The 13,110-nt window shown below is 60.4% G+C and carries 13 protein-coding genes; 7 read left to right on the top strand and 6 right to left on the bottom strand.

All coding sequences use genetic code 11. The features are described from left to right. Positions 1-143: 143 nt before the first annotated feature. The 4 genes from V1280_RS12600 to V1280_RS12615 all read left to right on the top strand — a co-directional run bounded on the left by V1280_RS12600 (position 144) and on the right by V1280_RS12615 (position 4,218). Positions 144-869 (top strand): class I SAM-dependent methyltransferase, encoded by a 726-nt coding sequence (locus V1280_RS12600; RefSeq protein WP_334523804.1) that lies wholly within the window; start codon positions 144-146, stop codon positions 867-869. After that, on the top strand, positions 866-2,683 hold the full coding sequence (locus tag V1280_RS12605; RefSeq protein WP_334523807.1) for an NAD-dependent epimerase/dehydratase family protein: 1,818 nt from the start codon (positions 866-868) through the stop codon (positions 2,681-2,683). Before V1280_RS12600 ends, V1280_RS12605 begins: the two co-directional genes overlap by 4 nt. Continuing rightward, positions 2,661-3,341: a metallophosphoesterase family protein gene (locus tag V1280_RS12610; protein WP_334523810.1), complete on the top strand. Its 681-nt coding sequence runs from the start codon at positions 2,661-2,663 to the stop codon at positions 3,339-3,341. The genes V1280_RS12605 and V1280_RS12610 overlap by 23 nt, the downstream gene beginning before the upstream one ends. A 109-nt stretch (positions 3,342-3,450) precedes the next feature. Continuing rightward, positions 3,451-4,218, top strand: a complete 768-nt coding sequence (locus V1280_RS12615) for a class I SAM-dependent methyltransferase (RefSeq protein ID WP_334523813.1) — start codon at positions 3,451-3,453, stop codon at positions 4,216-4,218. Positions 4,219-4,381: 163 nt separating this feature from the next. Here V1280_RS12615 and V1280_RS12620 read toward each other — a convergent pair whose 3' ends face one another. Beyond that, positions 4,382-5,089, bottom strand: coding sequence for a WbqC family protein (locus V1280_RS12620; RefSeq protein ID WP_334523815.1), 708 nt, complete (start codon positions 5,087-5,089; stop codon positions 4,382-4,384). 153 nt (positions 5,090-5,242) lie between these two features. Further along, positions 5,243-6,022, bottom strand: coding sequence for a glycosyltransferase family 25 protein (locus tag V1280_RS12625; RefSeq protein WP_334523817.1), 780 nt, complete (start codon positions 6,020-6,022; stop codon positions 5,243-5,245). Positions 6,023-6,202: 180 nt separating this feature from the next. On the opposite strand from V1280_RS12625, the gene V1280_RS12630 reads away from it, so the two are divergent. Both V1280_RS12630 and V1280_RS12635 read left to right on the top strand, forming a co-directional pair. Next, the gene (locus V1280_RS12630) at positions 6,203-7,357 is read left to right on the top strand and encodes a DegT/DnrJ/EryC1/StrS family aminotransferase (protein WP_334523820.1); all 1,155 of its coding nucleotides are present in this window, start codon (positions 6,203-6,205) and stop codon (positions 7,355-7,357) included. Positions 7,358-7,431: 74 nt separating this feature from the next. After that, a complete protein-coding gene (locus V1280_RS12635) occupies positions 7,432-8,460 on the top strand; it encodes an NAD-dependent epimerase/dehydratase family protein (protein WP_334523823.1) in 1,029 nt (342 codons plus the stop codon). 72 nt (positions 8,461-8,532) lie between these two features. Here V1280_RS12635 and V1280_RS12640 read toward each other — a convergent pair whose 3' ends face one another. From V1280_RS12640 to V1280_RS12655, 4 genes are all read right to left on the bottom strand, one after another. After that, positions 8,533-10,038, bottom strand: coding sequence for a glycosyltransferase family 39 protein (locus tag V1280_RS12640; protein ID WP_334523826.1), 1,506 nt, complete (start codon positions 10,036-10,038; stop codon positions 8,533-8,535). A 27-nt stretch (positions 10,039-10,065) separates the two neighbouring features. Then, complete coding sequence (locus tag V1280_RS12645) at positions 10,066-11,193, bottom strand: glycosyltransferase family 2 protein (RefSeq protein WP_334523829.1); 1,128 nt, start codon at positions 11,191-11,193, stop codon at positions 10,066-10,068. A gap of 240 nt (positions 11,194-11,433) precedes the next feature. Next, positions 11,434-11,634, bottom strand: a complete 201-nt coding sequence (locus V1280_RS12650; RefSeq protein WP_334523832.1) for a hypothetical protein — start codon at positions 11,632-11,634, stop codon at positions 11,434-11,436. A gap of 154 nt (positions 11,635-11,788) precedes the next feature. Then, positions 11,789-12,169 carry a hypothetical protein gene (locus V1280_RS12655; RefSeq protein ID WP_334523835.1) on the bottom strand — a complete coding sequence of 127 codons (381 nt, stop codon included), beginning with the start codon at positions 12,167-12,169 and terminating at the stop codon, positions 11,789-11,791. A gap of 118 nt (positions 12,170-12,287) precedes the next feature. On the opposite strand from V1280_RS12655, the gene V1280_RS12660 reads away from it, so the two are divergent. Beyond that, positions 12,288-13,109, top strand: a complete 822-nt coding sequence (locus tag V1280_RS12660) for a DUF72 domain-containing protein (RefSeq protein ID WP_334523838.1) — start codon at positions 12,288-12,290, stop codon at positions 13,107-13,109. The last annotated feature ends 1 nt before the right edge of the window (position 13,110 follow it).

A 13,110-nucleotide genomic window follows, 5' to 3' on the forward strand; every position in this document is an offset into this window, starting at 1 on the left:
CGCTTGCAGCTTGCGTGAAGCTTGACACTGCCTTCGCCTCACCACGCCGGCGCGTGGCGAATCAAGGGAGCGATTGATATGCCTGCGGACCAGGCGTCCGATGGCGCATCGAGTTTGGGAAGAGAGAACCCATGAACGGTCGATTGGATGTCCACGTCGCCGCCTATGAAGGCAAGAACATCTACGATTTCGACAACGAGATTGCGCTGACCTGGTACCCGAAGCGCATCGCGGGTGTCGTCAAGGGTCCGCGCGCCGTCCTGGATCTCGGGCTGGGGCACGGATTTGCCACCGAAATCTTTTCAGGCGGACCCGGCCGCCATGTGGTTCTTGAAGGATCGCCCGCGGTCATCGAACACTTCAAGCTCAGATTTCCGGGCAACAAAAGCGAACTCGTCGAAACCTACTTCGAGGAGTTCGACACGGACGAAAGATTCGACCTTATCGTCATGGGGTTCATCCTCGAGCATGTCGACGACCCGCTTTTGATCCTGAACCGCTTCAGGAAATTTCTCGCGCCCGCCGGCAAACTGTTTGTGGCGGTCCCCAATGCCGAGGTCATGAACCGAAGGCTCGGGAATCTTGCGGGAATGCTGCCCGACATGCAGGCTCTTTCGGAGAACGACCAGGTCCTGGGGCATCAGCGGTATTTTACAGTTAATTCGCTCACCAAGCTGGTGAACGATGCCGGCTACAAGATCGAGAAGATGGAAGGCATCTATCTCAAGCCCTTCGCGACGAGTCAGCTCCTGTCGTTGAATCTCGACACCAAGATCATTCAGGCCTTGTGCGAGATGGGCGTCGACTATCCGGAACTCTCCTGCGGACTTCTCGCTCAGCTCACGCCGGACCACCAGGCGCACCCATGAGAGTGTTGATCGTCGGGGGAACCTCTTCGCTGGCACAGGCGATGATCCCAGTCCTTCGCAACCGGTGCGACGTGTTGACGGCTGGCCGCAAGGGCTGCGATGCCGAGCTGGACCTCCGTTCGCACGACATTCAAATCCCTGGCGGGATCGACTGCGTCGTGAACATGGCCGCAGCTTTTGGCGGCAAGGACTTTTCCGACACCCTGCAAGCAATGGAAGTCAACGTGCTTGGCCTGATGAGGCTCTGTTATGCCAGCTCAAAGGCCAACACAAAACATTTCGTGCACATCTCCAGCATCTTTGCGGATCTCGACAACGACTCTCCTTTCTTCGGCGCCTACTCGCTTTCAAAGAGGCATTCCGAGGACGTCGCACAATTCTGCGGCCGAGAGCTTCGGCTGCCGATCGCGGTGCTGAAGCCTTCTCGGATCTATGGTGTGGGCGAGCAGTTTCGCAAACATCAGCCATTCCTGTACACCATCATGGACAAGGCCCAGAGGAATGAAGACATCGACTTCTTCGGTTCGAATGACGCTGTGAGAAACTTCATCCATGCCCAGGACATGGCAAACATCATCTCGGCCGTCATGACGACGAAGCTCGAAGGCGTCTATCGCTGCGTCAACCCCGACAACGTCACCTATTCTCAAATCGCGGCGGCGGCCATTTCCGCGTTTGACAGCAAAAGCAAGGTCCGCCTCCTGCGCGACAAGCCCGACATCCCAAGCAACGGTTTTGCTTGCGACGAGACGCTGTTCCGGCTGATTGATTATTCTCCCCGCATATCCATGGCGCAAGGCTATGCAGATGGAAGCGGCTCACCGAAGGTTGGCGTCGTGACGACGATATTGGTCTCCGGCGCCAGCGGCATCGTCGGTTACGGAATCTTGCGCTCCCTGAGGATGTCGAAGCGATCGATGACGCTCATCGGCACCTCGATCTATACCGACTCGGTCGCGCAGGGATTTTGCGACGTTTTTGAAGTCGTGCCCCGGACGGACGCGGCGGACTACCTCGATCGCCTTCTCGCGCTGCTGCGCGAGCATCACGTCGACGTGGCGTTCCCCGGCATCGATGCCGACATGTACAAATGGGCGGATCACGTCGCCGAAATTGAGGCGACCGGAACCAAGGTCGCCCTCAATTCGCTCGAGCTGATCTCCAGATGCTCCGACAAATGGGCGTTCTATGAACGGCAGCTGGAACTGAAGTTGCCTTATGCGATCCCGAGCTATCTGGAGATGGACTTCGATTTCCTCAGCGAGAAATGCGGCCTCCCCTTCTTGCTCAAGCCACGCCGGGGCTTTGGCTCCAAGGGTATCGTGGTGGTCGAGACTGCCGAGCAGTTTGCCAAAATTGCTCCCGCGACAAAGACGACATTGATGGGGCAGCCCGTCATCGGGCGCGACGATGAGGAGTTCACGGTGTCCGCGTTTTGCGATGGCCGTGGGGGCTATTCGGCCTTCATGGCGCTTCGGCGAAAGCTCTCCAAGGATGGGTTCACAGAGAAGGCCGAGGTCGTCAATCAGGCCGATTTTTCCGAGGCCATCCAGGATCTGTGCAGGGCGTTTTCTCCGATCGGGCCGACCAATTTTCAGTTTCGCAAGACGGACCGCGGCCTGAAGCTGCTCGAGATCAATCCGAGGATTTCGTCATCCACGTCGATCCGCGCCGCCTTTGGCTACAACGAAGCCTTGATGGCGGTCGACATGGCCATCGAGAAACGGATGCCGGTCCAACCGGATATCAAGCGCGGCAGAGCCGTCCGCTATACCGAGGATTTCATCTTCTATGACGATAGCGTTCATCTCTGACATCCACGGAAATTTCGAGGCGCTGAAGGCGGTCCTCGCCGAGCTCGATCGCATGCGCGTCGCCGAGATCTTCTGTGTGGGCGACGTGGTCGGCTATTATTCCCAGGTGAACGAATGCTGCGACGAATTGAAACGGCGCGGCATCCAAAGCGTTATCGGCAACCATGACTGGTACCTGGGCTTCGGCGGTTTCTGCACCAGATCCAAGAGCGTGAACGAGTGTCTGGTCTATCAGCGGAAGATGATCACGTCCGAGAACGTGAACTGGCTGAGGGCGTTTCGCCTGCAAATGCACATCGGGAATGTCCAGGTCGTTCACGCCGGATGGGGCGATCCGATCGATGAGTACCTCACCGACCCCAACGAGGACTATTTCGCGCGCCTCTCCGGCGCCAACTTCGTCAGCGGCCATACCCACGTGCAAAGCATCCACCGCTTCGCCGACAAGACCTATTGCAATCCGGGATCCGTCGGGCAGCCGCGCGACGGCGATCCACGGGCTGCGTTTGCGACTTTCGACGGCGAGAGCTTTGCGGTGCATCGTGTCGAGTACAACATGCAAAGGGTATTCGACCTGATGGAGGCCGCGGGTTTCCACGACTACTACTATGGCGGACTGAAGACCGGCGCGAGAAATCTCAGGCGGCTCGCGGATTGAGATCCTCTCGCGGCCACGAGGCATCCGTTGATCCGCAACTCGCGTTGCGTTTCCTTCGAATCAAGATGAAACTTCACATTCAATTGGCTCTGTATTTCGGACGCAGATTATGACATCAAACGATCCGCAAGACGCGCAGAACTTCACCTATGCCGCCCTGGACGAAGTGGCTGCCTATAGCCGGTTGCAGGAACTGATGAAGGCATCGCCGCTGCCTCCGCGTGAATTTCACGCGAATCTCGGCCTGTTCCTGAATCGCCCATCGCTGGCGCGTATTCTCTTCATGCATGATCTTTATTCGAAGGCGCTGCACACGCATGGCGTCATCATGGAGTTTGGCGTGCGCTGGGGACAAAACATGGCGCTGTTCACGACGATGCGTCACATCTACGAGCCCTACAACATGAGCCGCAAGGTTGTCGGCTTCGACACCTTCGAGGGCTTCCCGTCGGTGGCACCGCAAGACGGTGATTTCGACGCCTTGAAAGTCGGCGGGCTCAGCGTCACGCCGAATTACGAGGACGTGCTTGCCGAGATCCTGTCGGCGCAGGAAAGACTTGCGCCGCGCAGCCACATCCGCAAGTTCGAGCTCGTCAAGGGCGATGTCACGGAAACTCTCCCCAGATATCTGGAAAAGCACCCCGAGACGATCATCGCGCTGGCGTATTTCGACCTCGATCTCTACGAGCCGACGAAGAAATGCCTCGAGCTCATTCGCCCTTATCTGGCGAAGAACAGCATCGTCGGGTTTGATGAGCTGGTGCTGGCCGAAAATCCCGGAGAAACCCTGGCATTGCGCGAGGCATGGGGCACCGAAGGATATCGCATCTGCCGCAGTACGATCTCACCGCAGCAGAGTTACGTCGTGTTCGAGTAGCTCGTCAATTGATGTGGGAGTTCTTCGGGACGGACGCGGCGCGAGCGCTGCCGGGAATCGGAAGTCGGTGAAACAAGCGCGCGTCATGATCGAGTGACGCCGCGGGCCCGGGATCGGGCGCCATCTTCCATAGCGGGAAAACGAATACGGCAGCTCAGGGAATCTACGCCCCGTCAACCAGATCATAGTTCTCCGCTATGATTTGGCTCAGCTTCGAAACTGAATTGAACATCAGCAGGTCCACGATCGAAAGATATGGCACATGCGGCTGACCGAATTGTTCATAGGGAAACGGTCTGGCCCGAAGCGCCCTGAAATCGATTCCGCGAGCGCTGAAAGCAGCGGAATCGTAGAGCTCCAGGCCACCGATCGCGTTGATATATCTTTGCGTACCCTCCGCTTCGCACAAGGCCAGCACTTTGTCTTGAAACTTTAGCGAATGGTCGATGGGAACCTCGGACGAGATCTTGAAGGTGGTCTTCAAACCCAGATGCTCGCTGGTCATCCGCAACGAATTGAAGAGATAACGGAATAGATTGGAGTCCTCAAAGGCGACGATCTTTTCCAGAAGCGGAAAGGTCTCGTCGAAGAAGGGCGCGGTTCGATAGGCCCCCTGCCATCGATTGAGCAGTTTTTCACGGTCGAAATCGGCCGCCAACTCCCGGTCGCGAATATCCAGGGTATCCGAATCCTTCTTCAAAGGAAGCGAAAACATCGCGTCCGTTCCGTTGAGCAGCATCCGATTGCGGTTGATCCAACCCTTCTTCGTATATTTGATGTTGTCGTAAACAATGAAAAGATCGACAGCACCAATCAGCTGATAGTAGCCGATGTAGGGCAGAAAATACGGCTGCATGATCGCGAGTTTCATCGTGTGTGACGCCCTGCTACTGTGAAGACATTCATTCGCAAACTTCGCTCAAGACGACCCGATCCATATCGGAGTATATCGGCAGACCAAGCACCCGGCCGGGTCGCGCGAAATGATCTCGGGCGATGACGAGCGGCTCTCAATTTGCTTTCGTCAGCTCCCCACGCCCATCGGGTTCGCCTGGGCCAGGCCCCAGGCGCGCGCGTCGTGAGTGAACGTCGTCGAAGTCGAGTTGTCATTGCGCGGCACCACGAGTGGTGCGAAGCAAGCATACGCCTGCATGAAGCGATAGACGCTATTGCCCATCCCATCCAGACCGATCGTCGGCAGCACGCGATTGTTAAGTGCCTCGATTTGGACCGGCCGGTTGTCCATCGGGTAACACAGCTCCAGGAGGCGCTTCGCTCCTGCCGGAGATATCAGGTTTCCAGCAGGACCAAAGCAGGTGTTGAGCCGGAGCGCGGCAACATGGGAATTCGCGCGCTGGAAAGCCGCCTCGCTCTGGTCATTGGGGCGCTGCGGCCTGAAGATCATCATCGACTTCATGCCCGGTGCCAGCTCGAGATCGAGTACGGAATCCGTATTGCAGCCGAGCACCAGAAGATCCCAGTTTTCAAGGGACGGAAGAAGCGCCTGCAGGCGCGCGATGATGTCGTGACGGAGTGTACAATCATCCTCGAACACAAGGGCGGGTTCATTCTGCCCGGCGATCCAATTCAGTATCCGCCATAGCGAAGCGGCACCGCCAACGGCTCCCCTGGTGAACATCGAACCGGGGGCGACAAGTCGCATTGCCATCACTTCCTGATCCGTCAACTCCAGCCCGTTGGTCGCAGAGAAACGCTCGAAAGCGATTCCGCAACCTGCGTTCCGCTCCAGAAAGCGTTGATATTTTTCCGGACAGCGATCGAGATTAATGACGAAGTTCTTCATATGCGAAAAGCACCGTTGCGAATGAATAGCGGTGAGACTTACTCAAATATGATTCGCTACAGTCGCGGCTAGTCCAAAACGCATGTCAATCACGGACTCCCGCTGCACAGGAATGCTCCACGCAAGTTTCGCTCTGTATCGATAATCAGTCACGGACCTTATCGATAACCAGGACTCGAGATGAGTGACGCGCTCCCGCCCGAACTTCCGAAGCCCCAGGCCCAGAGTCCGCTCCATATCGTACGCCCGAGGTTTCCAAGAACGGAGCAGTTCTTAACCGCTTTCGAGAAGGCGCTGGAAACCGGCCAGGTCACCAACAATTCGCGTTGGGTCGTCGAGTTCGAGGCGCGCCTGAGCGACTATCTTGGCGTCCCGACACTCGTTTTCTGCAACGGCCAGATCGGCATGATGGCCATGCTGCGGGCTGCGGGAATCGCGGGCGGCGAAGTGATCGTGCCGTCATTCACGTTCAGCGCCACGCCGCATGCTGTCAGATGGGCCGGCGCCGAACCGGTGTTTGCGGACATCCTCGATGACCAGACCATGCGCCTAGACCCGAACGACGTGGAGCGCAGGATCACGGACCGTACCGTCGCCATCCTCGCTGTCGACGCTTACGGGGTCGCCAGCGATTACGCCGCGCTTGCCCGCATCGCCGAGCGCCACAAGCTGAAATTCCTTGTCGACAGCGCGCCCTCGTTCGGCACGCGCGTCAATGGCCAACTGGTGGGCGGCTTCGCAGATGCGCAGATGTTCAGCTTTCACGCCACCAAGGCCTTCTCGACGATGGAAGGCGGCTGCGTCTGCAGCCACGACGCAGGACTTCTCGCGCGCGTCAAAGCAATGCGCAACTTCGGGCAAGTCGATGGTGCCGACTGTCACGAGGCAGGCTTGAACGGGAAGATGCTGGAGATATCGGCCATCATCGGTCTCGAGCAACTCAAGACGTTCGAGCAGGCCATTGCAACGCGCCGCCGCGCTGTCGAGCGCATGCGGATCGGCCTTTCCCGGATTCCCGGCTTGCAGGTCGGCCACGAGCCCGCAGGCGTACAATCCAACTGGCTATACCTGCCGGTCGTCGTTGATGCCGCGGAATTCGGACTCGACCGGGAGGCCCTGGCCTCGGCGCTCGATAAGCACAACGTGTTCGTCCGGAAGTATTACAGCCCGCCCTGCCATCACATGACGGCTTACGCCGCGCATAAAGCGGTGAAATTGGCCGTGACGGAAAGGATCGCTTGCAGCGTCATTGCGCTCCCGGTCTACAACGACATGACCGACGAGGAATGCGATCTCATCGTAGCCGCCATCGAGTGCGTGCGCCAATCCGCGTAAAACGGAAGCAAGTCTTCGTTGCAGGAAAAGATCGCATCTCATGCGATGACCCCAAGGACACAGAAGTCGAACAAATGCAGAAAGTTCTCGTCACTGGAGCCGGAGGCTATATCGGTATTCCCCTGTGCCAGATGCTGGCCCAAAACGGATATTCGGTGGTTGCGCTCGATCGAGGTTTTTTTGGCAAGGATCGATTCACGCAGGCGACTTCCCACCCGAATATCAAGCTGCTCGTCGACGACATCCGCACCGTGGACCCCACGCAATTCGAGGGCATGGACGCTGTCATCGATCTGGCCGGGCTGAGCAACGACGCCTCCGCCGAAATCGACCCCGAACTCACGGTCTCGATCAACCATCAGGGGGGCGTTCGTCTGGCCCGCGCGGCCAAGGAGGCTGGCGTTCGCCGCTATGTCTATTCGAGCTCGGCATCGGTCTACGGCCACGGCCAGGAAGTGGCGCTCAACGAACACGCAGTCTGCCGCCCACAGACGCTGTATGCCGAAAGCAAGCTTCACGTCGAGGACGAACTGCGTAAGCTGCAAAGCGACACGTTCGAAACGGTCATCCTGCGCAACAGCACCGTGTTCGGCCTGGCTCCGCGCATGCGCTTCGACCTCGCCATCAACGTCATGACACTGCGCGCCTGGAAAGAGCGAGTCATCTACGTCATGGGAGGCGGCGAGCAGTGGCGGCCGTTCATCCACGTTCGCGACGTCTGCCGCGCCCTGATGATGGGCATCGAGAGCGACGCGTCAGTCGTGTCCGGGGAAACTTTCAACGTCGGCGGCGACGATCTCAACTATCAGATCAAGCAGCTCGCAAACTTCGTCAAGGACATCATTCCGAACATCGTCACCCACACGATCCCGGATGCGACGGACAAGCGAACTTACAATTTGTCCTTTGCCAAGATCATTCAGCGCCTGAAATTCGATCCATCCTCCCGCGTGCACGAAGGTATCGTGGAGATAAAGCAGGCTTTGGAGCGAGGCGTCGTGAGTGGTGACGATCCCACGACCCACACACTGGGCTGGTACCGCGCCCTGATTGACTGGGAAAAGAGGATCAAGGAGTTGTCGATCAACGGCAAGATCCTGTGATCGAAACTCCCCGCTGCTGAATGACGGGATTTTGGCCGGCCCCGCAGCTCGCGGCGTAAGGTGCCGCTCCGGTCAGGGCGTGAGTTCAGGCGGCGGCGAACGGTCGAGCACGTCGCCCCTGGCGCCCTCGAGCAGATCGACGCCGTAGGTTTCGACGACCAGCGGCCCACGCTTGCGCTGCAGCTCGGCGACACGGCTCACTTGCGTAAAGAGGTCGTTGAGAGCGGGATGGCCGTCGGGACGCAGCTCGTCGACATAGATCAGCTTGCCGGCGAGCAGCTTTGGATCGGGCTCGGGCATGTTGACCCAGCGGATGCGCTGGTTCTGCTGCACCACGCAGGTGCCGCGCGGCAGATAGAAGGCCAGCCAGCCCGTCGTGCCGTAATCCGGCGTGAGCACGCAGGTCGCACCTGCGCGGACGCGTGCCGCCTCGATACCGGAGGCGAGCTCGCGCCAGCCGACGCCGACGCTGCGCACCGTCGCATCGCGGCGATAGCCGGATAGCCAACCCGTATTGGCCTGCAGGATCAGCGCGGCAAACATCACGATGCCGGTGGGCGCGGCCCAGCGCAGGCAGAAATCCACCAGGCGTCGCGCACGCGGCTTCCACTGCACGAGGTTGGCCGCGGCGGCGGCCGCGACGACGAAGGGCGGATAGACCGGCGCAAACCAGTTGGCCTCGACGCGGGCGTGCAACGAATGCCAGACGAAATAGGCGACGATGGTCCAGAACAGCGTCTCGATCAGCACGCGCGAGGCGAGCGCGCCTGCCCGGCGCCAGGTCAGCGCATGCAGCCCCATCGCACCGAGGATAAAGACCAGCGGGGTCGCAAACACAATCTGGGTCGGGATCAGCTCGGCAATGAAGACCGGGCGAAAATCCTCGATCCTGGCGCGCCCGAGCTGCTTTGCGAACGAGACCCAGTGATGATCCGCATTCCAGAGGATCACCGGCGAGAACAGCGCAAGCGCAACGAGGCCGCCGAGGTAGGGCCATGGCGAGAGAAACCAGCGCCGCAGTTTTGGCACCGCCGCGAGCCAGATCAGGATCGCGGCGCCAAAGAACATCGCGGTGTATTTCGACAGCAGCGCCGCGCCGACCGCGGCGCCGACCGCAAGCCACCAGGCACCGCGACCGGTCTCCAGCACTTTTGCGAGGAAGAACAGCACGAAGCTGGAGGCGACCAGCAACGGCGCATCCGGCGTCACGATCAGCGTGCCGACCGAGGCCATCATCGTCACGTTGAGCAGGATGGCGCTGGTCGCCGCCACGCGGGCGCCGCCGAACAGGATCGCGGCCGAGCGATAGATCGCATAGCTCATCGGCAGCGCGAGCAGGATCGAGACCAGACGGACGCCGAGCTCGGTATCGCCGGCGATCATTGTGCCGGCACGGATGACATAAGCCACCATCGGCGGGTGGTCGTAGTAACCGCCCGCCAGGTTCTTCGACCACATCCAGTAATATGCTTCGTCGAAGGTGATCGGCGTGAACGCGGCCGCGACCAGCCGCAATGCGACCAGCGCAAGGATCACCAGCGCCGTATTGCGGACGATCCGCGCGTCAGCCCCGCCCATACAAGCTTCCTTGCAAGCCTTGACGCGCTATTTCTTGCGCCAGACGAACAGTCCGGACATCGCGTAATTCCACACCACGCCCATCAGCGCGCCGGCGAGGCCGGCCAGCCACCAGATCGGCTCCTGGTCGTAGACCGAGAAGGCGACGCCGACATTGGCGAGCAGGCCGACGCTGCAGACGATGTAGAACATGATCAGGCCGCGCAGGATCCCAAAGCCCTTCAGCCGCTGGTCGCGATAGGTGAGGAAGTTGTTGAGGATGAAATTGGTGGTCATGGCGACGATGGCGCCGGCGGCCTGCGCCTCCGCGAACGGTACCTTGATCAGCTGGAGCGCGATGAACAGCGTGGTGAGATGCACCACGAGGCCGATACCACCCACCATCGCGAACAGGATGAAGCGCAGCGAGACGATGTCGTTGGTCAGCTTCGCCAGCACCAGGCCGAGGAAGTCGAGCGCGACCATGGAATCGAGCTTGCTCTCGCCATGCTGGCGGGCGCCGAACGTGTAGGGAATCTCGACCGCGCGCAAATTGCCCTGCGCGCTTGCGACGAGATCGAGCAGGATCTTGAAGCCGTGCACCGACAGCTTTGGCGCCAATTGCTCGAAACGGTCGCGGCGGACCATGAAGAAGCCGCTCATGGGATCGGCGATCTCGACCCGGAGCATCTTCTTCGCAACCTCGGTCGCCAGCGCACTGGCGCCGGCGCGCTGCTTGTTGAAACCTTCGCTCTTGTAGCCCTCGATGTAGCGGCTGCCGACCACGAGGTCGGCCTGGTCGCTTGCGAGCAGCAACAGCATCTTCGGCAACTGCGTCTCGTCGTGCTGGAGGTCGGCGTCGATCACGGCGGCGTAAGGCGCGCTGGAGGCCAGGATGCCCTCGATGCAGGCGCCCGACAGGCCGCGGCGGCCGACGCGGCGGATGCAGCGCACACGGCTGTCCTGCTGCGCCAGCGCCCGCACTACCTCTGAGGTGCCGTCGGGCGAATTGTCGTCAACGAACACGACTTCCCAGGCGACGTTGACGAGCGTCGCCTCCAGCCGCCGGTAAAGCACCGTGACGTTGTCGCGCTCGTTGAAGGTCGGGACGATGATCGACAGTTCCGGCCCCTCTTGGGCCTGGCTGTGGACGCCCGGTCTGATCGCTTCATTCATGACGGCAGCGTATAACCGTCGCGTCCTGCGATGCCAAGCCGGGGGTCTGGGGGAACGGCCCAAACGGGCCCTAAAATGCCAACGACCCCGGAATGGCGGACCGCGCGTACATCCGGCGCGAGCCCAAGCTATTCCAAGGTCGTCTCAGCAACGGAGATTGTTACTCAACGTTGCCGTTATCAACCAAATGGGGACGACACGGCCGCTTCGCAAGGGGGGCCAGGAGCTCTTTTTCGGCCATTACTGGTTCGGGACTTCCCGGATCACCGGGCCCCGCGGCGCCGGCGCCACTGGGGCTGCCGGCGCCACGGCGGCCGGCTCGACCTTGGCCGGCTTCGGCGGCTTGCCGTACTGCCCGATCGGCCCGAAGACGACGGCAACCGCAAGCACGACCGCCGCGACGATCGCGCCAAAGATGCCACCTACCGACTCAGACGACATGCGAACCCGCCCCTGCTCCAGATCAGCCCAGTATTACCACGGATGAACGCGCGGCCGGAAGGGCCCTCCGCGGAGGGGCGAATAGCGAATGGCGAGTAGCGAATGACGAAGGCTGGCTTTCCTGCCCTATTCGCTATTGGCCATTCGCCACTCCCTACTTTGCTGGCGGCCGGTGCTTGACGAAGGCAGTCACGATGTCCTTCTGCGCCGCCTCCACCGCCCTGTTCGCGGTCGCGAGATGGGCGCCGGATTCGATGGTCGGATACTGTGAGGTCAGATAGTCGAGCAGCGCCACCCGGTAATATTGCCGCTCCGATGGGCAGGCCCCCGAAACCGACTTTCCAAAATCCCGTTCCGATAGTCCCTGATTGCTGTCGCGCGAATATTCCCGTGCCAGGCAATGCCAGTAATCGTCGCGGCCCTGCATGGCGAGCTTCTGCGCACCCTTCGCGTCGTCGTCATCCGCCATGGCCGCAGATGTCGTGGCAGCAGATGTCATCATGACGAGCGCCGCTCCCAGCATCAGCATCCGCATCTTGTTCTCCTTTTTGCGCAGATTTCTCTGTCAGCTTAGACGGGACACCGCAACTGGCCAATCACTTCTGGTTTGACTAGGATGCAGGCCTCCCCTTCCCGTCGATGCGAGATCCCCCGTGGCCAAAGCAAAAACCGCGACCAAAAAATCCGGCAACATCTTCATCGGCATCGGCGGCTGGACCTTCGAGCCCTGGCGCGGCGTGTTCTATCCGGAGAAGCTGACGCAGGCGAAGGAGCTGTCCTACGCGGCCTCGAAGCTGACCTCGATCGAGATCAACGGCACCTATTACGGCTCGCAGAAGCCGGAGAGCTTTCGCAAATGGGCAGCCGAAGTGCCGGAGGGTTTCGTGTTCTCAGTGAAGGGGCCACGTTTCGCCACCAACCGCCGCGTGCTCGCCGAGGCCGGCGATTCCATCAAGCGGTTCTATGATTCCGGGGTGCTGGAACTCGGCGACCATCTCGGCCCCGTGCTCTGGCAGTTCGCGCCGACCAAGAAATTCGACGGCGCCGATTTCGGCAAGTTTCTGGAGCTGCTGCCGCGCAAGCTCGAGGGCCGCGCACTGCGCCACGTGGTGGAGGTGCGCCACGACAGTTTCTGCGCGCCCGACTTCATCGCGCTGATCCGCGAGTTCGCGACGCCTGTGGTGTTCGCCGAGCACGGCAAATATCCGGCGATCGCCGATGTCGCCGGGGATTTCGTCTATGCCCGGCTCCAGAAGGGCAATGACGAGATCAAGACCTGCTATCCGCCGAAGCAGCTAGACGCCTGGGCCGACCGCTTCCAGGCCTGGGCCGACGGCGGCGAACCCGACGACCTTCCGAAGGTCGACAAGGCGAAGCCCAAGAAAGATCCGCGCGACGTGTTCGCCTACGTCATTCACGAGGGCAAGGTGCGCGCGCCGCACGGCGCCATGGAACTGATCGCGCGGGTGAGCTGAG

Source organism: Bradyrhizobium sp. AZCC 2230, from assembly GCF_036924495.1.
GTDB classification, from domain to species: domain Bacteria; phylum Pseudomonadota; class Alphaproteobacteria; order Rhizobiales; family Xanthobacteraceae; genus Bradyrhizobium; species Bradyrhizobium rifense.

Bases quoted from the DNA above. Each gene is read 5' to 3' on its own strand.
- V1280_RS12650 (WP_334523832.1), bottom strand. From the start codon at position 11,634: ATGTCGTCTGAGTCGGTAGGTGGCATCTTTGGCGCGATCGTCGCGGCG.
- V1280_RS12615 (WP_334523813.1), top strand. From the start codon at position 3,451: ATGACATCAAACGATCCGCAAGACGCGCAGAACTTCACCTATGCCGCC.
- V1280_RS12620 (WP_334523815.1), bottom strand. From the start codon at position 5,089: ATGAAACTCGCGATCATGCAGCCGTATTTTCTGCCCTACATCGGCTAC.
- V1280_RS12655 (WP_334523835.1), bottom strand. From the start codon at position 12,169: ATGCGGATGCTGATGCTGGGAGCGGCGCTCGTCATGATGACATCTGCT.
- V1280_RS12625 (WP_334523817.1), bottom strand. From the start codon at position 6,022: ATGAAGAACTTCGTCATTAATCTCGATCGCTGTCCGGAAAAATATCAA.
- V1280_RS12645 (WP_334523829.1), bottom strand. From the start codon at position 11,193: ATGAATGAAGCGATCAGACCGGGCGTCCACAGCCAGGCCCAAGAGGGG.
- V1280_RS12635 (WP_334523823.1), top strand. From the start codon at position 7,432: ATGCAGAAAGTTCTCGTCACTGGAGCCGGAGGCTATATCGGTATTCCC.
- V1280_RS12605 (WP_334523807.1), top strand. From the start codon at position 866: ATGAGAGTGTTGATCGTCGGGGGAACCTCTTCGCTGGCACAGGCGATG.
- V1280_RS12640 (WP_334523826.1), bottom strand. From the start codon at position 10,038: ATGGGCGGGGCTGACGCGCGGATCGTCCGCAATACGGCGCTGGTGATC.
- V1280_RS12610 (WP_334523810.1), top strand. From the start codon at position 2,661: ATGACGATAGCGTTCATCTCTGACATCCACGGAAATTTCGAGGCGCTG.
- V1280_RS12630 (WP_334523820.1), top strand. From the start codon at position 6,203: ATGAGTGACGCGCTCCCGCCCGAACTTCCGAAGCCCCAGGCCCAGAGT.